The sequence below is a fragment of the Microcoleus sp. B3-A4 genome (genome assembly GCF_036705385.1).
Lineage (GTDB): Bacteria > Cyanobacteriota > Cyanobacteriia > Cyanobacteriales > Microcoleaceae > Microcoleus.
Map to the genome: position 1 here is coordinate 17,457 of NZ_JAUBUI010000047.1, position 22,896 is coordinate 40,352.

Consider the following 22,896-nt stretch of genomic DNA (forward strand, 5'->3'; position numbering starts at 1 on the left):
TTTAATCTCGTTTCCAGGTTCTGGCTGGAAATGTCATATCCTGCGGCTCAGCAGCCTCTTGAGAGGAGGCGAGAGAGCCTTCTGAGGCCTTCCCAGTTTCTGACTGAAAAGGTGAAATACTACTATTGGCGGCAGCAGTTATTTCGGCAGATAGAGGCGTGAGCGCCCCCAAATATGAAAATCTAATTAGAAGCTCAAAAATATCAAAATATTGATCGCCCTCAACCCGCCATGTTAGGAACAAATCAACTCAGAACAGCCGCTCTCTTAGGACTCCTAAGCGGCCTTCTCGTTTTAGGAAGTTATTATTTAATCGGCAACGAGCAAGGACTTTACATCGGTTTAGCGCTAGCCGCCTTCTCAAGTTTTAGCTCTTGGTACTATTCCGACACGGCCGCGTTAATGGCTTACCGCGCTCAGCCGATCGCCCGCAGCGAAGCTCCCGAACTCTACGATATGGTAGCATCGCTGAGCGAAAAAGCCCAAATTCCGGTGCCGAAAATATTTCTAGTTCCCACTCAATCTCCGAACGCATTCGCCACAGGAAGAGACCCGGAACACGCGACAATAGCAGTTACTGAAGGCATCATGAAGGTGCTTTCTCGCGAAGAATTGGAAGGCGTTTTAGCCCACGAACTCACGCACATCCGCAACCGCGACACCCTCACTCAAGCAGTTGCAGGAACAATTGCCGGTGCAATTACATTTGTCGGGCGAATTCTTACTTTTGGAGCGCTTTACGGCCCGGTAACGCGGGATAGCAGACAAGGCGCGAATCCGTTTGGTTTGCTGTTTTTAATCATTTTAGCACCGCTATCAGCAACCGTAATTCAATTGGCGATTTCTCGAACGAGGGAATTTGCAGCCGACAGCGGTGCGGTGGAAATTACCAATAACCCGATCGGTTTAGCCAACGCCCTGCAGAAATTGGAGAAAATTGGTCATGAAATTCCGATGCACGGCAATCCTTCTATGTCGCCGCTGCTAATTGTGAATCCTTTTTCGACTAAAGGCTTGCAGTCACTTTTCCGCACTCACCCGCCGACAGAGGAGCGGATTCAACGCCTTTTGGAAATCGCGCAGCAGCAGCAAGGTACTCCAGTTATGGCCTACGTACCCGGAATTTAATCGATCGAAAATGCAGCAACACTATTTAGAAACCCGGTTGTTTGAAGCAGCCGGTTTTCTGTTTGTTTATAATGCTAACTGTATGGAGCGACTAATTCGATAGGTAGGGGCGATCGCTAGTATAAAACATTTGCCTTCTTCATGACCAAACTCGCTGAATTGGATAAGCATCAAAAGCCTCATCGCGACTAATCAAAACCAGCGAATGATTCATGGTCTGTGCTACCAGAATGCGATCGAAGGGATCTCGATGATGCAGAGGAAGACCTGCGTAAATCTCAGTGTCTTCAAGTGTAATTGGTAGAATTTGAGCGTTAATGTATTGCAATTCCTTCGGCAGGTCTTCAAATGGTCGATTCAGTTGAAGCTTACCGACATTAATTTTAATAGAGATTTCCCACAGGCTGGCAATACTAAAATATAAACCTGTTTTAGTATCGATCGCTTCTTTTGCTTTACTACCTAGATTGGAATCGCCAAGCAAATACCACCGAAAGGCATGAGTATCTAAAAGGGATTCCATGTTACATATATTCCTTTAAATCTTCTAGCGGTTCATCCAAATCATCAGACCTAACGATCTGACCGGCCCAACTACCATAACCATGAGGTTGTTCAATTTGTTCGGGAGATGATTCTGTTTTGGCGTGTTTTTCAAGTAGATATTTTGCATAATGCAATATCTCTTGTTTGAGAGATTCTGGCATCTTGACGAGAGTTTGAAAAATCTCTAGATCGATAGTCATGATTTCTGTACAAATTTTACTATGTCATATTCACCAATTATACTGTAATGGCAGTCTGAAGGTATTTGGTGCGAAGGGAGAGCGCCCTGTGATTGCTCTCCCTTAATACGATTACTTGCGATCGCACAAACGCGGGTTTGTTTGTTTGCCCTTGTCTGTTTCAGTCGGCTCATCTTTCTGCAACGCTGTCAGGATTTGAAAGCACAGCTTGAGCATAAACAGTAATCCGCCTGCTGTTGGATCGCACAAAGTTGCAAAGCCAACCACCGCAAACTCGATTATTTTGAGCCATTTCTTTTTGTTATAAGGTTTCATCTGTCACTCTCAGGTGTAAAAGGTTGACACTTTTAAGATTAGGAGTGGTCAAATAGAAAAAAAATTGCTAACAAATAGAAAGGCAGATAGAAATAAATAGAAATAAATAGATAATGGAGCTTAGTGAAAGGTGGATTCTCAGTTTAAATCGGTAGAAGAACAACTGTTTTTAGACGCGATCGCTCTCCAGCTCAACCTGACAGGCGATACACTAGCGACATTCTTGGCACGTTTTAATCGAAAAAATGCTGATAGAGAAAATGTGACTCTGGTAAGTTTTATTGCATGGAACAAGGAACCGGAAGATGCCTCTCAGAAACTTCAAGATGAATTAAAGAAAATTTGCAAAATCTTCGAGGATAATGGTGGCCCATCTAATAAACCCAAACGAGGGAGAGCAGCTAAAGGTCAAAGTCCGTGGGAGCAAGGGTATAAATGGCTCTGGGAATCTCGTTTTCCAGAATGGCAACGGCAAAATAATCAGCCATTCTCCTTACCAGGAGAAATATGTAGAAAGGGTCAAGCTAATATTGATGCGTTAGTTCAGCAGGTACGATCGCGCCTTCTGCCTTTCATCACTGCCCCACATAGCATCATCGGCACAATGCGGATGTTCTCAGTGAGTCAACCTGTGCCAGTGGACAAAATTTACATTGACCTGAATGTGTTAGAGCAAGTCAGTTCTTCACGTCATTTTTCTAACTGGCGGGGCGAATATGAACCAGGTAATCGCCAGGATTTCGATCGCCTGAGTTCGAGTCAGGTTAAACAGAAAGGAGTGGAGGCAATCTCAGTCATCAAAGACTACGCCAAATTGTTGGTGTTAGGTAAACCTGGAGCAGGAAAAACAACATTTCTTAAATCATTGGCAGTAAAGTGCATTCAGCCAGAGGAAGAATTTTTTGCTGATTTAGTACCGCTGTTTGTGGCGTTGCCAGAGTTTGCGAAAATGGTTCACAAAATGAAAACGTCGTGGAATCTGTTGGATTATTTGGCTAAGGAATTGGCAAACCAATCGAACGGGTGCGATGCAAATGCCAAAGAGATTTTAGTGCAGGGAAGATCGTTAGTATTGCTCGATGGCTTAGATGAAGTGCCTTCAGAGGATATCGAGAATGTGATTGATGCGGTACGAGAGTTTGGTGGATACGGCAACAACCGATTGGTCATTACCTGCCGAACCCAGAGTCAGAAAGAGCTAGAAGGTTTTACGGATGTCGAAGTCGATAACTTTACGCCTGAACAAGTAGATCGATTCGTGGAAAATTGGTTCAAGATAGTCGATTCAGGTGCTCAGGCATCCCTTGCACCTCAATTACAGCAGCAACTTCGAGCAGCAGAGAACAAAACTATTGCAGAACTAACCGTTACACCCGTACTGTTAAATTTGATTTGTGCAGTTTTTAGGGATGAACGAGGCAACCTACCTAAGAAGCGTTTTCAGCTTTATGAAAAAGGCATACGTCAGTTATTGGAGCGACTGAAACGAATGCCAAGCGATCGGAAATTAACCATTGATATCAAAGAGGAGTTTATGGCAGAATTAGCAGTAATGCTATTTGAGAAAAATGACTACTTCCCAGAAGAACAAACTCTAGAGAAATTCATTGGTAACTATTTTAAAGTGGAACGTTCTACTGCCAGAAACATTATGAAAATATTCGAGACAGAAACCGGATTACTGATCGAGCGCTCGGCCGGCTATTGGTCATTTTCTCATCTGACGTTTCAAGAGTATTTGGTGGCCAAGTGGTTTCATGCTCATACAGGGTTAACAGGTTTGGTCAACGCTACTACAGATCATTATTGGCGTGAAGTTTTCATATTAATGGCTGAAATGTCATCAAATCTCGAACAATTTCTACTAGCACTGAAATCAGAAATAGATTTACTATCTAATTCAAAGCCTCTACTAACGAGTTTTCTTGGATATATCGAAGGTAAATCTTTAATTGTACAAACTGAACTTAAAATCCCATATAGTTTAGCAATTATTCGGACATTCTATTTTGAAAAATGTCTATTATTTGTTTTACGTCAGACTGGGTTATCAATCCACGCTGGATTCAAGAGTGGGGAGCCTATCCTAGATGTCATGGCTCTCGACAGCACTCTTATCCAAACCTTTATTTCGGGACATATCTGGATAGGTGGTCGAGACCGCTTTCATGGCGAGATGAAAAATAGAATTTCCAATTTTGTTAAAGTATTCGATGTTAATGCTTGTCAAAACGCTTATGAAGATAATCTTAAATATTTCCTTGAAGATTTACGAGATAGATTACCAAGTTCTGATGATGATTTAGATGGTTGCTTTAGCTGGTGGCAAGAAAACGGTTGTATGTGGCTCTCAGATATACATAATTTGATTAAATATCGTAATCTATTCTTGATTTTTGGAGAACAATGGAGTGAACAATATCAAAACTTGAGTGAAAAACATCTAAATTACTTTAGGAAGTATCATACGCTTAATTGGTTCCTAATCGATTGTTTGAACAGTGATACTTCAGTCAGTAATAATGTTCGGCAGGAAATTGAGGAAACATTACTTTTGCCAAGCCAGCACAGAAAATGACACGATCGCGTTATCTGTCCGTAAGTCGTAAAATATCAAAAAACGCAGATGATTTGGACTCATCTGCGTTAATATACGGTTTAATTCAACCCTTTTAAACTCAAGCCGCAGCCTTATCTAAATGCCGCACTTCAGCGAGTAATTTGTGCAAAGCCTCACCTTCAACTACTTCAGTTTCCAAAAGTTGCTGCGTGATTGTTTCCAACAATTCCCGATTGGCTTTCAGAATATCCAAAGCTTGCTGATGTGCAGTTTCGACGATTTCTTTGACTTCTTGGTCGATCGCCTCAGCAGTCTGAGCACTTACCGCACGGCGGGCATTTCCCATACCGTCATTGAGGAACATTGCTTGTTGACCCCGATCGTAAGCTAGAGGCCCCAAAACCTTACTCATCCCGTAAGTCGTCACCATCCGTTCAGCTAAATCAGTCGCCCTTTGCAAGTCGTTTGAAGCGCCGGTAGTAATGCTGCCAAACACGACTTCCTCAGCCGATCGCCCGCCCAGCAAAGTTGCAATTTGACCCCGCAACTCCGATTCATCTAACAAGAAACGGTCTTCAGTCGGTACTTGCAACGTGTAACCCAATGCAGCCATACCGCGCGGGACGATCGAGATTTTTGACACTTCGCCGCCGCCTGTCATCGCAGCACCCACCATCGCGTGCCCGACTTCGTGGTAAGCTACAATCTTTTTCTCTTTTTCGTTGAGCACGCGGCTTTTCTTTTCCAAGCCAGCGACAACGCGCTCAAACGCCTCATAAAAGTCTTCCTGTGCTACAGTTAGGCGTTTGTTGCGAGCAGCTAGCAAGGCAGCTTCATTGACCAAATTTGCCAAATCTGCGCCCGAAAAACCGGGGGTGCGAGTGGCGACCGCCTTCAAGTCAATATCCGGGCCCAACTTCACTTTTTGAGAGTGAATGTTCAAAATTTCTTCGCGGCCAGATAAATCCGGGCGATCGACTAAAACTTGGCGATCGAAACGGCCAGGGCGCAACAAAGCAGCATCCAAACTTTCTGGGCGGTTAGTTGCAGCCAGCACAATTACCGTAGTATTGCCCGCCGCAAAACCGTCCATTTCAGTTAATAATTGATTGAGAGTTTGTTCGCGTTCATCATTCCCACCGAAGCTAGCGTTACTGCTACGAGATTTGCCGATCGCGTCCAATTCATCAATGAAAATAATACAAGGAGCCTGTTTCTTAGCCTGCTCGAATAAATCTCTAACTCTTGCAGAACCAACACCTACAAACAGTTCCACAAACTCGGAACCCGAGATGCTAAAAAACGGTACGCCAGCTTCACCAGCCACTGCTTTTGCTAACAGGGTTTTGCCAGTTCCCGGAGGCCCGACTAACAGCACGCCTTTCGGAATTCTCGCGCCAATTGCCGTAAAGCGATCGGGAGTTTTCAGGAACTCAACAACTTCGACTAATTCAGTTTTAGCCTCTTCTACTCCAGCCACATCAGCAAAAGTAATTTTCGCCGATTCGCCTTCTACATAGACCTTAGCTTTGCTTTTGCCGAGCGACAGCGCACCCTGCGGCCCGCCGCCCTGCCTGTTCATGAAAAATTGAAAAATGGCCACAAAAATCAGCGGCGGAACCACCCAGCTTAAAACACTGCCGATCCAGCCATTTTTGGAAGGAGGAGTTGCCGCAAATTCAACGCCTTTTTCTTGCAAAAGTTTAGGAAGTTCCAGGTCAAAAATCGGCGTAGTTGACAGCACTTGACCGGGTTGATCGCCTTCGCCTTTGAGTTGGTAGCGAATTTCATTTTGACCTACCGAAGCTCGCACCACATCTTGTTCTTGAACCTGATGGACAAACAAGCTGTAAGGCACTTGCGGAATTTGTGGCCCGAACAAATTCGGCAAAAAGATATTCGCCAGCAGAAAGAGACTTGAGAGCAATAACAAAATATTGCTAATTTGCCGAAAACGAGGTGGTTGGGGCTGGTCTTTAATTGCCATTGATAAAAGTCATCCTGTGATTTAAAGCCGTCTTATTCATTTATTTTCTCATCAACTACCCAACCACTGTCAAGCGGATTCCCTCACTTGATGGATGGGTAAACCAGCCACTGTTGCTTTGATAAAATTCAAAACTAACAATAATTGGATGGTGATCTTCGGTGCACCTTACCTCTATCGAGGGTGAGCATTTCGCACCTAATTACCTTGGTGTAAGGTGCGAAATGCTCACCGAATATTTATGCGGAAATACGCACCGAATATTTATGCGGCTTCTGGGTTTAACTGAATCATTTCCCAAGTGGTATAAGTGCCGATCGCACCCCAAATCACGTAAGGCAAAAGTAACAAAGCCGCTGTTTGAGAAATCGACAAAACAGCCAACGTCAACACAGCTCCCACAATCTCGCCAGCCCCTCCCAAAATCGTCCCTACTTTCAGACTTTTGGCTCTGAGAGTAGCAGGAATATAAGCAACTGTTACAATTTCTAAAAGCAAGTACAATGCCATCAGCAGCCAAGTTTTAAGGCTCCCTGGATCATGTTCCCATACGAAAGTAGCGCTGCCGGCCCCGCAAGCAAAAATCACCGTCCAAATTAACGGAATAGCAGGCTCAAAAAACATCCAATCCGGTCTTTCAAGTTTGACTGCCCAGTTAATATCGCGCAGTTTAAAAAACAGAGTACCGAACGCGACTGAGAAAGTCACGCCGCCGATAATCATCCAAGATTCAATCATGGTTTTCAACTTTCCAATTGCTCGATCGCTCATTAAGTCGATCGTGTCAAATCAAAGCCGAACTTTGATCCGCCTTTAGTAATAACTTTTGTAAAGCGCGACGCAATTATCGCTAACGGCCCGACACATTCTTAGCAAACTCATCGCGTCCAGACACCAAATTAGCTGGAACGCCGTTAGGGTAATTTTGCGCGATTAAAGCTTGCAACTTTTGAACTCGGTTTTCAGGATTCGGGTGAGAACTCAAAAACTCCGGCGGCGCTTCGCCCTTCCTAGCAGCACCGAGGATTTGCATCACCTCAACAATACCTCTAGGATCGTAACCCGCTTCCGTTATAAACCGAAAACCGAGCTGATCGCTCTCAAGTTCGTCGGATCTACCGTACCGCAAACCGACCACTTGATTGACAGCTTGAGCAATTAATGCTGCCTGCTGCCCGCCCCCGCGCTCGTCGCTAGTAGCCACCCCAACCGCCGTTACCAAAGACCTGCCCAACTGCTGCTTTGCCAAGTGTTCTGCACCGTGTCGGCCCACCACGTGACCGGCCTCGTGCCCCAGTACAGCAGCCAACTGAGCCTCCGAATTCAGGCGCTGCAGAAGTGCAGCGGTAATGAAAACTTGGCCCCCCGGTAAAGCAAAAGCATTGACAGTTTGGGCGTCTCGCAGGAGGTGGAATTCAAACGGATAACCCGCTTGTTTCGCCGCCGAACCGTTGACTACTCGTGCTCCTACTTGATCGACATACTGCTGAATACTCTGGCTGGGATAAAGCCCCCCGTGCTTGGCGGCCATTTGATCCCGCGCCTGCAATCCCAAAACTATCTCTTGGCGGGGAGAAAGCTGCACTCGCTGTCTCTCTCCAGTTACCGGATTTTGTACGTCGTTTGTAAAATAGGTAATTGCTCCAAAAAATGCCATTAATAGCCCGATCGCGGCCCTGAATAAAAATTTTGTCACAGACTTTTACCTAAAAAGTTTCGCGATTATATTACTATGGTGACAGCTCTCTCGACATCTGTCTGAAGTATCAAGAATAGAAAGTTGTTAGAGTTTTTTGAGATTATTTCCGAACAAGGCTTTTTTAAACGAACCGCGAAGACGCGAAGGACACGAAGGAAGAGAAGAGAAGAAGGTTATAGAGCAATCCTAAATCATTTGTGAATTTCTTACTCCCTCCCCTTACCAAGGGGAGGGTTGGGGTGGGGTAAAAAATTTACGACTCTCCAAGGATTGCTATAGTTATTAAATCGGTTAAATCTATTGAATCCCTTAGACAATCCGTTGCCGAACTTTCTTCGCAATATGTTTCAAGCTACCCGCCGCCGCCTCGCTATTTGGTACACTGCCGTTACTGCTGTATTGTTACTTGTATTCGCCACTGGTTTCTATTTTTATGTCCGCACTACTTTGATCGATCGCATAGATGACACTCTTCATCACGTTGTCGAAGTAATAGAGCGAACTCTCGTTATCGAACCGCTAACTTTCCCTAATACGCAAGATAAAAATAAGTTGCAAGTTAATATTCAAGCCAGTTTTCGAGATAGCACCGATGCCGTAGAAGACGACCATATTGATTTAGAATGGTTCAGTCCTACAGGCGAATTGCTGTGGTCTACTTTATCGGAACCGCTGAAGATTCCGATTCATGCTAACCGCACAGGCGAAACAGTTTGGATAATTAATAATAAGTTGCAGTCCGATCAAAATTATTCCCTCAGACAAGTAACGCAGCGAGTAGAAAGTGGCCGCCAAGTTCTGGGATATTTGCGAGTCAGCCATCCTTGGTTTGAAGTGACAAAACCCATCCGCCAATTAATTCTCGATTTGATTTTGGGCGCGGGTTTAACTCTAATTTGCGTTGCAGCTATTGGCTGGCTGCTGTCGGGATTGGCTATGGCACCGATACGGGAGTCTTACGGGCGTCTCAAACAGTTTACCGCTGATGCTTCTCACGAACTCCGAAATCCGATCGCCACTATTCAAACTAACGTCCAAGTAGCTTTGGCCGAACCGGATATCGAACCGCAGCAGCATCAACAGCTACAAGTTATCGAACGCCTCACGCGCCGTTTGGGGCGCTTGGTTGACGATTTGTTGTTTTTAGCCAGACAAGACAGCGGTATCGTTCAGCAGCAGTGGATTGAGGTTCCTCTCGATGCTTTGCTGATGGAGGTAATTGAAGAACAACTGGCGATCGCCACAACCCAAAATCTCTCTCTTTCTTTGGAAATTGTCGATCTGCCCAACGCTGAGGACAACTTTACACTGTTGGGTGACTGGGATCAACTAGCCCGACTGTTTACCAATATCGTCAGCAACGCCGTGCAGTACACGCCCTCTGGCGGCGAAATTGAAGTAAAATTGCAACTTGCAGCTAAAAACAAAAGAAATTCGCCGATCTTAAATCCAGCGCTGCAAATCAAAGTAACAGACACCGGCATCGGGATTTCCGCAGAAGCCCTGCCGCATTTGTTCGATCGATTCTACCGCGCAGATCCCGCCCGCACCCACCGCAGCGCCGCCGGTTCCGGTTTAGGATTAGCCATCGCCAAAGCAATTGTCGAAAATCACCGCGGCCAAATCCGCATTGACAGCCAAGTCGATCGAGGTACCGCCGTTACCGTCACCCTCCCCGCCCACAAATCAGAAGCATCTCACCTCTAAAAATTCCTCTCTTCCCCTCCTCCTCTGCGCCCTCTGCGCCCTCTGCGGTTAAAAAAAAATCTACCCCTCAAGCCTGATTCTTCTTACCTCTGGCTCAAACCCACCTATTAAAATTCAATTCCCGCATAGATTAACATGAACTTTGTTGGAAAACCTCGATCGAACTTGTGAGGAGTTATTTATGTTTCGCCACAATCTACCGTTAAAAAAAATCAGCTTGCTAGCCGCCACCTGCGGAGGTTTACTCGTTAGTCTCGCAACACTTTCCCACGCCGGCGGCCCCCCGCCCCAACAAGGAAAACCCGTTTCCCAACCCGCAGAGACTCCCTCAGAGACTCCCGCAGCCACTGAAGAACCCGTCAGCCAACCAACTCCGGCTGCAAGTCCGGGCCTCAGCGGGATGCCATCTACACCCACAGACGCGCCTCCCCGCTTTCCCCTACCCAGTGCGCGAGTTACGCCTGCCGAAGGCGGGATAGTAATTAAACTGGTGAATACCACCAATGCTGTCATCAATTATCAAATCGTAGGCGTTACCCAGCCGCGCACTCTGGGCGAACAATCGGAAATTTTGCTTCAAACCCTCCCAGTGCCAATCACCCTCACTTACCAGCGCCCAGACGGCGGATTGGTGCTGGTTCGCCCCCAAGCAACCGCCATGCCGGGAATGTTGCAAGTCAGTTTCGGCGCGACAACTGAGGTGGCCGCTGATACAAAATCCCTGGAAATTCAGGAAGATGGGAGAGTATTTGTGAATTAGGTTAATTGGTTGACTGTTGACTGTTGACTGTTACCATTCGTGTCAACTTAAGACTAAAACCCATAATAAATATCGTTTATAGTTGAGTTTCGATCCCCCCTAATCCCCCTTATTAAGGGGGAGACAATAGTATTCTTACGTCGCCTCTAACTCCTATTTATAAAGGGGAAAGAGCATTCAAGTTCCCTCTTTTTAAGGGGAATTTAGGGGGATAGAATCTTCCATACAAACGAGAGATTATACACAGGATTTTAGTATTAGGTTGACACCAATAGGCTGTTAGTAATTCCCAATTTCCAATTCCTAATTCCCAGTCAACCGTCAATCGCCGAGTAACAACGGAGGTAACTTAGTAAAAGGTAAATCCTCGTTGATTGCATCAATTTCTTCCTGTTCTCTTTCGTTGATTTGACCGATATAAGACTTGAGAATTTGCGCCAGACGGTTGTTATAAAATCGGTGCAAACTATAATTTGGCGTAGCTGGAAAGCCGCGCCGTTTTTTGTGCCGTCCGCCGGCACCGGGATCGAAGCTTTGGATGCCCCGATCGATCGCCCATTCGATCGGCGTATAGTAACAAGCATCGAAGTGCAAGCAGTCGATTTCCTGCAAACTGCCCCAATAACGCCCGTACAGTCGATCGCCCTTATACAAACAAAAAGACATACCCACCGGCTGTCTCTCATCTTCCTTGTCGTAGGCGGCTACAAATAAAACTCGATCGCGATAATTGTGGTGCAACTGTTCAAAAAATCGCTTAGTCAGATACTTGCTTCCCCACCAACCAAATTTGTCGCAAGTATTCTCATAAAAAGCATACATTTGAGCAAACATGGCTTGGGGAATTTCATCGCCCGTCAGCGTTTTTATCAACAAACCAGCTTGGTCAACTGCTTTCCGTTCGCGTTTGATATTGCGGCGCTGGTTGGCATTAAATGCGCCTAAATAATTGTCAAAATTTTGATATCCTTGATTTTGCCAAATATAGCTGTGGTGTAGCCAACTGCTGAAACCGTGGCGTTCCATCCTTTCGCGCCATTCTGGATCGACATAAAGGAAATTGCAACCGGAGATATTGTGGCGATCGCAAAAATGGTCGATCGCGCTTACCATTACTCCGGTTAACTCGTCTTCATCTTCTCCCTCGGCAATCAAAAACCGATAGCCTTCAGCCGGAGTAAACGGCGTCATTCCCATCAATTTGGGATAATAGTGAACACCCAAACGTTGGGCTAAATCCGCCCACTGATTATCGAATACAAATTCCCCGTAACTGTGACTTTTGACATAAAGTGGCGCGCAAGCAATCAACTGTTTGTCTCGCCACACAGTCAAGTGATGCGGTAGCCAACCGGTTTTACCTGTCGCACTGCCCGAGACTTCGAGATTGTTAAGCCAATCCCATTCCAGAAATGGAGTTTTTAGTGGCATCGCCAAGGCATCCCACGATGCTTGCGGGATTTCGCCTATTTTGCTAATCCAGGCTACAGAATATTGAGGCTTTGGCTGTTTCAGCATAGGGAGACTTGTGCGTAGAGCGATCGAACTTCATTTAAGTTAATATAATTTCCCCTGTTCGACACTTGTTACCAGGCTCTGCCGGGAAACAGTTAAAATGCGGGACTATCGATCGACCCGATAATGCAAAAATACCTCTTGTCCCACCTGTTTAACCGCCAAAAGCTCCAATTTCGGAGCTAAATCCGCCAAAAAACCCTCTCCCTCAACAGCCGTCGGTGCATCCGCGCCACCCAAAATTAACGGGCACACCGTCAGCCAAAATTCGTCTACCAAGCCTGCAGCCAGCACAGACGCTACCAGTTTTCCCCCGCCCAGAATCGCCAAGCGTGTGATACCGAAGCTTGCTAGCTGTTGAAACGCATCAATCCAATCAATCTCTCCACCTGCGGTTTTCGCATAGATAATTTGATCGAATTGAGATGTTGCATCATTCTCAATAAGCCTTTTATGAACAGGCAAGATGCCTGTTCCACAAGAAAATTCATCTTTTGTGGAACGGGCATCTTGCCCGTTATTGAGAATGGTGCCAGATGTGCGATCGAACTTACTGTCTTTCGTCGGAACAGGTGACGGCAATGCCGTTTCCCTACAGTCTTGCCCCGTCAGCAACCAGCGAGGCACCGGTTGCTGGAAAAATCGCAAGTTTGGGTCAAATTGGGGCGATCGCGAACACACAATTTGCACCGGTTGTGGGGGCTTCCCTTGCAGTTCCCTCTGTTTGACCAATTCCGGCGAAATCACTCTCATCGTCGTCCCATAAGCCTGTAAAGTGCCGTTGCCGAACAAAACGGCGTCACTTGCTGCTACTTGCTGTTCGAGGTGGGCTTTGTCGTTGGCAGAACCGAATCTCGCGGGCGATCGTACTGCATCTGCAATTTTACCGTCAGCACTGATCGCCAGTATTACTGTTGCGTGAGGTCGAGTCATTACTTATCAGAATTTCGCAGAACTTTTAACTGTAGCAATTCACAACTATTTGTAAAGTTTGTTTTCAACTCGCTCGCACTGCTTTTATTTGACGGATAATGTGAGTTTATTTATTTTGCAACGGCAGCGATCGCCCTAGCAAAGTATTTACTTTTCTTTACAAACAGCAGACAAAAAACGGCGCGCGAGGTAAAAAATCCCTTGCAGACTTTAAATGCGCCGCGCGATCGACTAGAGTAAAAAAAATGGCTTGATCCGTTTATTCATCGCAAAGGAAAAAAAGCTCATGGTTCAACGCGGTTCAACAGTCCGGATTCTCCGCAAAGAATCCTACTGGTATCAAGAAGTGGGCACCGTTGCTACGGTAGACCAAAGCGGCATTAAATACCCAGTTATCGTTCGCTTTAACAGCGTAAATTATGCAGGCGTCAACACCAACAACTACGCCGAAAGCGAATTAGTGGAAGTGGCAGCACCCAAAGCAAAAGCGAAAACAGGGACTCCAGTAGCTTCCGGCGGCAAACAAACCACGCTCGACGAGAAAACTCGGCAAACCGGCCAGGGTAGCCCCTCGCAGCAGCCGAAAACTACCGCGGACAGCAAAGCGGGCTCCGAAACCCCCGGCACCGTCCAAGGTTCGCCTCAAGGTCAAGGAACAGAACAACGCTAATTGTGCCAGAACTGCCAGAAGTTGAAACTATTTGCCGGGGTTTGAATCAAGCAACCCTCGATCGAGAAATGTTGGGCGGGGACGTGCTGTTAAACAGCACGATCGCCCGCTCAATCTCTGCGACCGATTTTTTGACACAACTCAAAGGAAAGTCGATCGCCCGCTGGTACAGACGCGGCAAATATCTACTGGCAGAACTATCTCAATTCCCAGAAGGAGAAAGAGAGAAAGGGAAAGGGGGAGAATTTAGAGATCAAACTCCAAGCTCTTCCCCTCTTCCTTCTTCCTTGCTCCTTCCTTCAAAAGCTGGCTGGTTGGGCGTTCATCTGCGGATGACGGGACAACTGCTGTGGGTGAACAGATCCGAACCCCTGCAAAAACACGCGCGAGTGCGACTGTTTTTTGAAGGAAACCAAGAACTGCGGTTTGTAGACCAGCGCACCTTCGGGCAAATGTGGTACGTGCCCGCAGAAACCGAGGTTTCGGGCACTGTCATCGGTTTGAAACTCTTAGGCCCCGAACCGTTTTCCGACGAGTTTACAACAGAATATTTGACCCGCAAGCTGCACCGGCGGGGGCGACCCATAAAAACAGCTTTGCTAGACCAGGCACTGATAGCTGGTTTGGGCAATATTTACGCAGACGAAACTTTGTTTTTGTCGGGAGTGATGCCCACAACTCTGTGCGCGGATTTGACCGCAGAGCAAATTGGGCGCATCCATACAGCTATTATTCAAGTTTTACAGAAGGCGATCGAATCCGGCGGCACGACTTTTAGCAATTTTCTCAACGTCCAAGGTGTCAACGGCAACTACGGCGGCGTCGCTTGGGTGTACAATCGCGCCGGTCAACCCTGCCGCACTTGCTCCACAACCATCGAACGTATAAAATTAGCAGGGCGATCGACTCATTTTTGCCCCGCCTGTCAGCAATAAGCAGAAGGAAGTTCGGCAACGGATTAGCTTTCTTCGGATGTAACGGATGTCAGGAAGAAGGCAGAAGGCAGAAGAGGGAAGAAGGCAGAAGAGGAAAGAAGGAAGAAGGAAGAACGGATATCTTGTACCCTTGTCAATAAGGCTGTCAGGGGCGGGCGGGGCACCGAGCGCCCAAGAATATTGAACTATGGTGGAACAGGTGGGAAATCCTGTTAAGCGAGAATGGTGCCAGATGTCAGAAGAAAGAAGAAGTCCTTTCCAGCCAAATCTAGATTAAAATTTGTATAGTTTTTTAAACTAAACAAAGCAAGTTATGGCAATCAAGAAAGGCAGTATAGTTCGCGCTGTACGCGAAAAATTGGAAAACAGTCTAGAAGCCAAAGCCAGCGACCAGCGCTTTTCCTCGTATATATTTGAAACAAAGGGCGAAGTGATGGATGTTCGCGGCGACTACGCCTTCGTCAAATTTGGCAAAGTACCCACCCCCAATATTTGGCTGCGGGTAGACCAACTCGAAGATTTTAACTAACTCACCAAAACTAAACATCACTGTTCTTAATGTAGCGAAGGGTGCACACCGCGCACCTTTCCCCAATTAAGCTCATTGCTAAAATCTAAAATCTAAAATCTAAAATCTAAAATCTAAAATCCAATGAATTCTCCATCAAACCGCGTATCAATTATTGGTGCAGGCAAAGTCGGCAGCACCTTAGCCCAGCGAATTGCCGAGAAAAATCTGGCAGATGTAGTATTGCTAGATATTGTTGAGGGTTGGCCGCAGGGCGTTGCTTTGGATTTGATGGAAGCCAGGGGAGTGGAACGCCACGATCGCCAAATAGTCGGTACAAATGATTATACAGATACCACCAACTCAAATATTATAGTAATTGCCGCCGGAGTGCCGCGCAAACCCGGTATCAATCGGGAAGATTTAATTAAAATCAATGCTCGAATTGTCACCGAAGCCACAAAACAGGCGATCGAGCATTCTCCCGAAGCAATCTTAATCACAGTCACAAATCCCCTAGATATCATGACTTATTTAGCGTGGGAAGCAGCGGATTTGCCAAAACACCGAGTCATGGGTATGGGGGGAGTTCTCGACTCCGCCCGCTTTGAAACTTTTATAGCAATGGAATTGGGAGTTTCAATTGCTGAAATCAATGCAACTGTCATCGGTTCTCACGGCGATTTGATGGTTCCTTTACCTCGCTATTCTACTGTCAACGGTATTCCCATCAATCAACTTATGGATGCTGGGGCGATCGAGCGACTCGTACAGCGAACTCGCCACGGCGGCGCAGAAATTGTAGAATTGATGAAGACTGGTAGTGCTTATTTTGCTCCCGCATCTGCTGTCTGTTTGATGGTAGAATCTATTTTATTTAATCAGTCGCGACTCTTGCCTTGCTGCGTTTATTTGCACGGCGAATACGGCGTGCAAGATATCTTTTTAGGCGTGCCCTGCCGCTTGGGATCTCAGGGAGTCGAACAAATAGTAGAACTTGAACTCAGCGATACTGAAAGAGCCGCTTTTATGGAGTCGGGCAAATTGGTTGCCCAAAATATTGAGGAAGCGAAGGCAATACTGAAAACGGCTTCTTAAGTTTGTAGGATTTCGTCGATAAGAGCAGCCTGATCGCCACTTCAATATAATAATTTATATCGAGTATGACAGTACGATCGCTCGGTCTGAAATAGGCTGACTGGCTCTCAATTGCGCTTTTATAAATATCATTTTAAATGCTTTTTATGCTGCATTTTAAAACCCTAAAAATGGCAGCAAGGAACCGTTCGATAAACTGAAATTTTTATTATATCAACTCCGGTAGCATCGGAATTAATATTACCCGCAGTCAGGACACGGCTTGACCTAAGTCCCTACAATTAATCGGGGTAGGGACAGGCAAAGCCGTGTCCTCGGTATCATTCCGATGCAACCGGAAACGATATTATCCAAAATTTGGTAAAAATGGCAAAACTGGCAAAAGCACTTGAACTTTTTCTCCCCGAAAACAACCTCGGAATTTCTCTAAAAAGCCAAGTAAAAATTTAGCCTTTCTTTACTACTAAACCGACAGCAGAAGCCATCGGTTTTGGATTGTCTCTGGCTCGCGATATTATGACCCGACAGCAGGGTGGCACTTTAAATATACAAAGCGCAATGCGAGTTTATACGCAATTTATCATTACTTTGCCCAAACTTTAACCTCGCGATCCCCATTTCTGTTCATCAAGCTTGAAAGACCTTGACTTTAGTCAAAAATGTGATACCCTAAATCTTAGTATTATCTAAAAATTTCTACACTTCTCAAAAAATGCAAAAATTGGGTAAAAACTGTTCGTAAAGCGAAGCTATCCCGAACCCGGGTGCGTTCGGTGAAGGGTAGGGAATCGCCCTTGAGTTCAGCCAATTTAACCATACCCTGCAACTACCTCAAGTGTTTAACTTAAAACTGATCTCTGCTGCGGTGGATTTTAATAAGTTTAAAAAATCAAATCGATAGCATAAAACAATTAGAAGGTCAGGAAAATTCTCTTAAATATCGGATTGCCCGAAAGTCTGTATTAAATTAAATTTAGGACAGATAAATCGAGAATTAGCGAAAACCATAGAAAAGGCGAGCGCCTAAATTTAAACAAATTTTCATACAGGCGCTCCCAACAGCATATTCGATCGCCCAACCAAGGAAATTATAGATCGAGTTGGTCGTAATAATAAAAAGGTGACAATTGCAACCGAAGGCGAGCGAAAAAAATGTCAAAATTAGTCAGTATGCTCCCTAGGCTCCTGGCATGAAATGCTGTTTCTTGTTTCCACTTTCGGAACTTCCCTGACTTAATTACCTTAAGAAACCGGGTTTATGTTTAAGCTTTGTTGCCATTTTTCTCAATAATTGCCAATTGATTAAGTAACAAATTATGCCATTTTTTCAGTAAATATACAGGCTCTAACATGGTCGATTGACCATTCAATCTAGAAAAAATACGGAAATGCAGCGCGAGTAGCTGCTAAGTGCTAGCAGAAGGAGGAGAATATGTTCTTTGCCTTTTTGAGTTACCAGGCTCAACTTGCAAAGCGCTATTGAGATGTCATGAACCTTGATAACAAACCGCAAAATAACTAAAGAAAAAGCATTATGTTTCATGAATACCTGTATCACGAAGTCAGCAACCTGCGCGAGAAACTAGCTCACCTAGAAAGACAAACGCAGTCTCAAACCTGGTTTAAAAAGCTGCAAGCGCTGATGGGAGTTATTTCCAAAATTCGTGAATCCCTAGACTTAGAAACAATATTCAAAATCACAGCCACCGAAGTTCGGCAACTCCTAAATGCCGATCGAGTCGCCGTCTACCGCTTTCTTCCCGAATCCGAATGGAATGAGGGCGAAGTAGTGTCCGAAGACGTACTGCCCCAATACAGCCCATCTTTGGGAGCAAGAGTCCGCGACTACTGTTTCGGCGAACAATTTGCCGCCAACTATGCCAAAGGATACGTTCAAGCAGTCACGGATATTTACAAAGCCCGGTTGAGCCCTTGTCACCTCAAAATCCTCAAGCGATTTCAAATCCGAGCCAACTTAGTCGTACCGCTGCTGCAAGGGCAACACCTGTGGGGATTGCTGTGCATTCACTCCTGCGGTCAACCCCGCCAGTGGCAAGAAGACGAAATCGAATTTGCCAGACAAGTAGGCGACCATTTAGCAATTGCCATCCACCAAGCCGAACTGCACTTGCAAACCCAAAGGCAAATAGCACAAATCGAAGCGGCACAGCAGAAACTCCGCGACAGCGAGGAAAAATATCACCAAATTCTCGATTCGATCGCCGATATGGTATTAGTCAAAGGCCCGAAATCCAAAATTGTTTGGGCAAATCAAGCATTCCGCGACTATTACGGCATGACTCAAGAGGAACTTCAAGACATCGTAGACGCACCTTTCGCCGATCCCGACAATACCCTCCAGTACATCAAAGATGACGCCTTCGTATTTGACACCGCACACACTCTGCAAATTTCCGAAGAACCGGTGACGCGGAACGACGGAGAAGTGCGGCTGTTCAGCACTGTCAAAACACCGATCCGCAACGCAGACGGCCAAATCGTCATGACTGTCGGCGTCTCCCGCGACATGACGGAACGCAAAAAAACAGAAGAAGCCGTCAAAGCCAGCGAAACTAAATACCGCAGCCTGGTAGAAACATCTCAAGACATGATTTGGTCTGTCGATGAGATCGGGCGCTACACCTTCGTCAACCCAGCAGTTAAGTACATCTACGGTTACGAACCAGAAGAAATGATCGGTCGGCCGTTCTCCGACTTTACGACACCAGAACAAAGCCAGAAAGATTTAGAAGTTTTCGCCCGCCTGTTTGCCGGAGAATCAGTTTTCCAGTACGAAAGCACCCACATCGCCAAAGACGGCAGCATGAAACATTTGATGTTTAATGCTATCGCCCTCTACGACGAAACCGGAAACTTCCTCGGCACCACCGGTACAGCCACCGACATTACCGATCGCAAGCGAGCAGAAGCAGCCTTACAACACGCCAACGCAGAACTAGAGCGCAGAGTAGAAGCACGCACGGCAGAACTGCGCCAGACTTTTGCCGCCCTCACGGCCAGCGAAGCCAGGTTCCGGACGATCGCGGCCACCATCCCCGGAGCTCTGTTCCAGTTTTGCAACCGGGACGGAGTTTGGCAAGTTGACTACGTTAGCGATCGCATCTTCGATCTCACGGGCGTCACAGCAGCAGAAATGACGCGAGACTTAAATACATTCATTTCTCGCATCCACCCCGAAGACTCGGAAAGCCACCTCGCTTCCGTCAACGAAGCCGTAGAAAATCTTTGTCCCTGGCACTACGAAGGGCGGTTAGTCAAGCCCGACGGCGAGATTCGCTGGTGGCAGGGCGACTCAATGCCCACCCGCAGCGAAACCGGCGACGTAGTATTTTGTGGCGTTTTGCTCGACATCACCGATCGCAAAGTTGCCGAAACCGCCATCCGTAACAGCCAGCGGCAGCTACAAGAAGCCCAGAGACTCGCCCACGTCGGCAATTGGGAACTCGACGCAGCCACCGAAACCCTCACTTGGTCGGAAGAACTCTTTCGCATCTTCGGACTCGAACCGGCTGAAAGTGCGCCCAACATAGCCGAACAGGTAGCTCAGATTCATCCAGAAGATTTGGAATTGTGGCAAACTCAAGTGCAGCGGGGACTCGCAACAGGCATCCCTTTTGATTTTGACTTTCGCCTTTACCGTCCCGACCGCATCTTGCGACACGTGAACGCCGTGGGCAGAGCCGAAACCGATGTGAACGGCAAGGTGGTAAAACTGTTCGGTACGGTGATCGACATTACCGATCGCAAGGCCGCCGAAGCAGCACTACGGCAAGCAACAGTCGAGTTAGAAGATAGAGTGAGCGATCGCACGGCCGAACTTTCCCAAGCAGTCACCCAATTAGAACAAGAAATTGGCGATCGAAAAGAAGCAGAAGCAGCGCTGCAAGTTTCCGAGCAAAACCTGCGAACCATATTTAACAATGTCTACGATGCTATCTTCATTCACGATTTAGAAGGCAACATTCTTGATGTCAATAATCGAATGTTAGAAATGTATGGAGTGAGCCAGGAACAAGCAACAAAATTATCAACTAAAAATGACTATTCAAGCGACGACAATCCCGTCGAACAAATGGAAGAACTTTGGGAAAGAGTATTAGCAGGCGAAACAGGTCGCGTGGAATGGAAAGCGAGGCGTCCCAACGACGGTTCAACTTTTGATGCAGAAGTTGCCCTGTCCAGAATTCATCTCAACGGCAATCTCAGCATCATTGCCAACGTCCGAGATATTAGCGATCGCAAACAAGCAGAAGCAGAACTGCAACAGGCTCAACATTTTATGGAATCCGTGCTCAAAACCATACCCGTCGCAGTAGTTGCCAAGGAGGCCCAAGAACTGCGGTTTGTACTGTGGAACCCGGCCGCCGAAGAGTTGCTTGGTTTCAGTGCAGCAGAAGTTATCGGCAAAAATGATTACGACTGTTTCCCAAAAGAACAAGCTGATGTTTTCACCGCCAAAGACCGGGAAGTTCTCAACTGCGGGCAAATTGTAGACATCGCCGAAGAAGAGATTGAAACGGGTCAAGGAGAATCGCGGATATTTCACACCAAGAAAACAGCAATACTCGATGCTGATGGCAAACCGCAATATCTATTAGCTATCACCGAAGACATTACCAATCGCAAGCTAGCAGAAATTTCCTTGAGGCAATCGGAAGCCCGACTCAGACAGCAAGCCGAGCGAGAAAAATTGCTCAACAACCTCACTACTCAAATCCGCAATTCCCTCGACTTCGACAGCATCGTTACAGTCGCAGTTAAGGAAATTCGCGCTTTCCTGCAGATCGATCGTTGCAATTTTGCCTGGTATCGCGACGACGGAGAGGAGCCTTTCTGGGAAATTATTAAAGAATCTCGCCTTCGGGAACTTCCCGATTTAACAGGTAGCTATCAAGCTTCCGACTTCGGTCCAGTGGGAGAAAAAGTATTGCAGATGGAAATGCTGCGGGTGGATGATGTCGAAACAGTCGCAGATCCTGTTTGGAAACAAATCGTTCGATCTATGGGCTACCAATCTGTATTAATCATTCCCATGCAGGCACTTTCTGGGGTAATAAGTGCAGTTAGCTGCTGCTCCTGCTGTTCTGTACGACCCTGGAGCGACAGCGAAGTAGAATTGTTGCAAGCGATTACAGTTCAATTGGCGATCGCCCTCAACCAAGCCGATCTTTACGCCCAAACTCGCAATAAAGCTCTCGAATTAGAACAAACCTTGCAGAAATTAACCAGCACTCAATCGCAGTTAATTCAAAATGAAAAAATGTCGAGTCTGGGTCAACTTGTGGCAGGAGTCGCCCACGAAATCAACAACCCAGTTAACTTTATTTACGGCAATCTCACCCACGCCAACGACTATACCCAAGACTTGCTACACCTGATCGAACTTTACCAAAATCACTATCCAGATCCAGTCCCGGAAATTCAAGCAGAAGTAGACCATATTGAACTCGAATTTTTGATGGAAGACTTGCCAAAGTTGCTTTCTTCAATGAAAGTCGGTGCAGACAGAATTCAACAAATTGTTGCTTCTCTCCGCACATTTTCCCGCATGGACGAAGCGGAAATGAAAGCAGTCAACATCCACGACGGCATAGATAGCACCCTGATGATTTTGCAGCATCGGCTCAAAGCTAAACACAATCATCCCGAAATTGAGGTGATTAAAGAATACGCTCAACTGCCCTTAGTAGAATGTTATGCCGGACAGTTAAATCAAGTATTTATGAACATCTTGAGCAATGCTTTGGATGCTTTGGAAGAACGGGATCTGCGCCGTTCTGCTGAGGAAATGCGGGAACAGCCCAGCCACATCCGCATCCGCACTGAAATATCGCCAGCGGGCAAGTTAATTATTCGGATTGCTGACAACGGGCCGGGAATACCGGAGACTGTCGGCACTCGGCTTTTTGACCCGTTTTTTACCACTAAACCTGTGGGTAAAGGCACTGGGATGGGCTTGTCAATTAGCTATCAAATTGTTACAGACAGACACAACGGGTCGCTGAAATGCACTTCTTCGCCGGGAAAGGGTACAGAATTGACGATCGAGATTCCCCTCAAAGCTAATTGTTAATGGGGAAGTTGTAATTGGCAATTGGCAATTGCGAAAGCGTTATTGTGCGTCAGTTTGGTAATTTTCAACCCGATCGAATTCGGTAGCATCGTCAGGCTGAAAATCCAGTCAATAGTCAACAATCACCGACGGTGCAACCGGAATTGATCGAATTTATCTGCGTTAATCTGTGTTTATCTGCCCTAATCTGCGGTTAAAAAAAGAAAATTTATTCACCGCAGATGACAAGAGATTAACGCGG

Annotated in this window: 17 protein-coding genes; 9 read left to right on the top strand and 8 right to left on the bottom strand. The window is 46.3% G+C overall.

Annotated features, from left to right (window positions below):
* Window positions 1-231: 231 nt before the first annotated feature.
* On the top strand, window positions 232-1,128 hold the full coding sequence (locus QUB33_RS18560; protein WP_333352331.1) for a M48 family metalloprotease: 897 nt from the start codon (window positions 232-234) through the stop codon (window positions 1,126-1,128).
* Window positions 1,129-1,267: 139 nt separating this feature from the next.
* Here QUB33_RS18560 and QUB33_RS18565 read toward each other — a convergent pair whose 3' ends face one another.
* The 3 genes from QUB33_RS18565 to QUB33_RS18575 all read right to left on the bottom strand — a co-directional run bounded on the left by QUB33_RS18565 (window position 1,268) and on the right by QUB33_RS18575 (window position 2,189).
* Window positions 1,268-1,651 (bottom strand): type II toxin-antitoxin system VapC family toxin, encoded by a 384-nt coding sequence (locus tag QUB33_RS18565; protein ID WP_333352334.1) that lies wholly within the window; start codon window positions 1,649-1,651, stop codon window positions 1,268-1,270.
* Between the two features lies 1 nt (window position 1,652).
* A complete protein-coding gene (vapB, locus tag QUB33_RS18570; protein ID WP_333352337.1) occupies window positions 1,653-1,874 on the bottom strand; it encodes a type II toxin-antitoxin system VapB family antitoxin in 222 nt (73 codons plus the stop codon).
* 111 nt (window positions 1,875-1,985) lie between these two features.
* Window positions 1,986-2,189 (bottom strand): hypothetical protein, encoded by a 204-nt coding sequence (locus QUB33_RS18575; RefSeq protein WP_333352341.1) that lies wholly within the window; start codon window positions 2,187-2,189, stop codon window positions 1,986-1,988.
* A gap of 130 nt (window positions 2,190-2,319) precedes the next feature.
* On the opposite strand from QUB33_RS18575, the gene QUB33_RS18580 reads away from it, so the two are divergent.
* The gene (locus QUB33_RS18580; RefSeq protein WP_333352344.1) at window positions 2,320-4,767 is read left to right on the top strand and encodes an NACHT C-terminal helical domain 2-containing protein; all 2,448 of its coding nucleotides are present in this window, start codon (window positions 2,320-2,322) and stop codon (window positions 4,765-4,767) included.
* Window positions 4,768-4,867: 100 nt separating this feature from the next.
* Here the strand turns inward: QUB33_RS18580 and ftsH4 are convergent, their stop codons facing one another.
* From ftsH4 to QUB33_RS18595, 3 genes are all read right to left on the bottom strand, one after another.
* Window positions 4,868-6,736, bottom strand: coding sequence for an ATP-dependent zinc metalloprotease FtsH4 (gene ftsH4 / locus QUB33_RS18585; RefSeq protein ID WP_333352347.1), 1,869 nt, complete (start codon window positions 6,734-6,736; stop codon window positions 4,868-4,870).
* A gap of 264 nt (window positions 6,737-7,000) precedes the next feature.
* Window positions 7,001-7,474 (bottom strand): tryptophan-rich sensory protein, encoded by a 474-nt coding sequence (locus QUB33_RS18590; protein ID WP_333352350.1) that lies wholly within the window; start codon window positions 7,472-7,474, stop codon window positions 7,001-7,003.
* Window positions 7,475-7,586: 112 nt separating this feature from the next.
* Entirely contained in the window at window positions 7,587-8,432 is an 846-nt protein-coding gene (locus QUB33_RS18595) for a M48 family metalloprotease (protein WP_333352355.1), read from the bottom strand.
* Window positions 8,433-8,777: 345 nt separating this feature from the next.
* Between QUB33_RS18595 and QUB33_RS18600 the strand changes: the two genes are divergently transcribed.
* Window positions 8,778-10,142 carry an ATP-binding protein gene (locus QUB33_RS18600; protein ID WP_333352405.1) on the top strand — a complete coding sequence of 455 codons (1,365 nt, stop codon included), beginning with the start codon at window positions 8,778-8,780 and terminating at the stop codon, window positions 10,140-10,142.
* 181 nt (window positions 10,143-10,323) lie between these two features.
* Window positions 10,324-10,902 carry a hypothetical protein gene (locus tag QUB33_RS18605; RefSeq protein WP_190659665.1) on the top strand — a complete coding sequence of 193 codons (579 nt, stop codon included), beginning with the start codon at window positions 10,324-10,326 and terminating at the stop codon, window positions 10,900-10,902.
* A 321-nt stretch (window positions 10,903-11,223) separates the two neighbouring features.
* Here QUB33_RS18605 and QUB33_RS18610 read toward each other — a convergent pair whose 3' ends face one another.
* Window positions 11,224-12,420 carry a GNAT family N-acetyltransferase gene (locus tag QUB33_RS18610; RefSeq protein WP_333352373.1) on the bottom strand — a complete coding sequence of 399 codons (1,197 nt, stop codon included), beginning with the start codon at window positions 12,418-12,420 and terminating at the stop codon, window positions 11,224-11,226.
* A 105-nt stretch (window positions 12,421-12,525) separates the two neighbouring features.
* Window positions 12,526-13,350 (bottom strand): dihydrofolate reductase family protein, encoded by an 825-nt coding sequence (locus QUB33_RS18615; protein ID WP_333352376.1) that lies wholly within the window; start codon window positions 13,348-13,350, stop codon window positions 12,526-12,528.
* A gap of 286 nt (window positions 13,351-13,636) precedes the next feature.
* Here QUB33_RS18615 and QUB33_RS18620 point away from each other — a divergent pair, with 286 nt between their 5' ends.
* The 5 genes from QUB33_RS18620 (at window position 13,637) to QUB33_RS18640 (ending at window position 22,655) form a co-directional block, all read left to right on the top strand.
* Window positions 13,637-14,020, top strand: a complete 384-nt coding sequence (locus QUB33_RS18620; RefSeq protein WP_190738280.1) for a photosystem I reaction center subunit IV — start codon at window positions 13,637-13,639, stop codon at window positions 14,018-14,020.
* Between the two features lie 2 nt (window positions 14,021-14,022).
* On the top strand, window positions 14,023-14,955 hold the full coding sequence (locus tag QUB33_RS18625; RefSeq protein ID WP_333352379.1) for a DNA-formamidopyrimidine glycosylase: 933 nt from the start codon (window positions 14,023-14,025) through the stop codon (window positions 14,953-14,955).
* Window positions 14,956-15,268: 313 nt separating this feature from the next.
* Complete coding sequence (locus tag QUB33_RS18630; protein WP_006635201.1) at window positions 15,269-15,484, top strand: NAD(P)H-quinone oxidoreductase subunit O; 216 nt, start codon at window positions 15,269-15,271, stop codon at window positions 15,482-15,484.
* A 123-nt stretch (window positions 15,485-15,607) separates the two neighbouring features.
* On the top strand, window positions 15,608-16,561 hold the full coding sequence (mdh, locus tag QUB33_RS18635; RefSeq protein ID WP_333352383.1) for a malate dehydrogenase: 954 nt from the start codon (window positions 15,608-15,610) through the stop codon (window positions 16,559-16,561).
* Between the two features lie 1,534 nt (window positions 16,562-18,095).
* Window positions 18,096-22,655 (top strand): PAS domain S-box protein, encoded by a 4,560-nt coding sequence (locus QUB33_RS18640; RefSeq protein WP_333352386.1) that lies wholly within the window; start codon window positions 18,096-18,098, stop codon window positions 22,653-22,655.
* Window positions 22,656-22,896: the final 241 nt, after the last annotated feature.

Excerpts from the sequence above, each read along its gene's own strand:
- QUB33_RS18560 (WP_333352331.1), top strand. The coding sequence starts at position 232 with ATGTTAGGAACAAATCAACTCAGAACAGCCGCTCTCTTAGGACTCCTA.
- QUB33_RS18565 (WP_333352334.1), bottom strand. The coding sequence starts at position 1,651 with ATGGAATCCCTTTTAGATACTCATGCCTTTCGGTGGTATTTGCTTGGC.
- vapB (WP_333352337.1), bottom strand. The coding sequence starts at position 1,874 with ATGACTATCGATCTAGAGATTTTTCAAACTCTCGTCAAGATGCCAGAA.
- QUB33_RS18575 (WP_333352341.1), bottom strand. The coding sequence starts at position 2,189 with ATGAAACCTTATAACAAAAAGAAATGGCTCAAAATAATCGAGTTTGCG.
- ftsH4 (WP_333352347.1), bottom strand. The coding sequence starts at position 6,736 with ATGGCAATTAAAGACCAGCCCCAACCACCTCGTTTTCGGCAAATTAGC.
- QUB33_RS18590 (WP_333352350.1), bottom strand. The coding sequence starts at position 7,474 with ATGATTGAATCTTGGATGATTATCGGCGGCGTGACTTTCTCAGTCGCG.
- QUB33_RS18600 (WP_333352405.1), top strand. The coding sequence starts at position 8,778 with ATGTTTCAAGCTACCCGCCGCCGCCTCGCTATTTGGTACACTGCCGTT.
- QUB33_RS18605 (WP_190659665.1), top strand. The coding sequence starts at position 10,324 with ATGTTTCGCCACAATCTACCGTTAAAAAAAATCAGCTTGCTAGCCGCC.
- QUB33_RS18610 (WP_333352373.1), bottom strand. The coding sequence starts at position 12,420 with ATGCTGAAACAGCCAAAGCCTCAATATTCTGTAGCCTGGATTAGCAAA.
- QUB33_RS18615 (WP_333352376.1), bottom strand. The coding sequence starts at position 13,350 with ATGACTCGACCTCACGCAACAGTAATACTGGCGATCAGTGCTGACGGT.
- QUB33_RS18620 (WP_190738280.1), top strand. The coding sequence starts at position 13,637 with ATGGTTCAACGCGGTTCAACAGTCCGGATTCTCCGCAAAGAATCCTAC.
- QUB33_RS18630 (WP_006635201.1), top strand. The coding sequence starts at position 15,269 with ATGGCAATCAAGAAAGGCAGTATAGTTCGCGCTGTACGCGAAAAATTG.
- mdh (WP_333352383.1), top strand. The coding sequence starts at position 15,608 with ATGAATTCTCCATCAAACCGCGTATCAATTATTGGTGCAGGCAAAGTC.
- QUB33_RS18640 (WP_333352386.1), top strand. The coding sequence starts at position 18,096 with ATGTTTCATGAATACCTGTATCACGAAGTCAGCAACCTGCGCGAGAAA.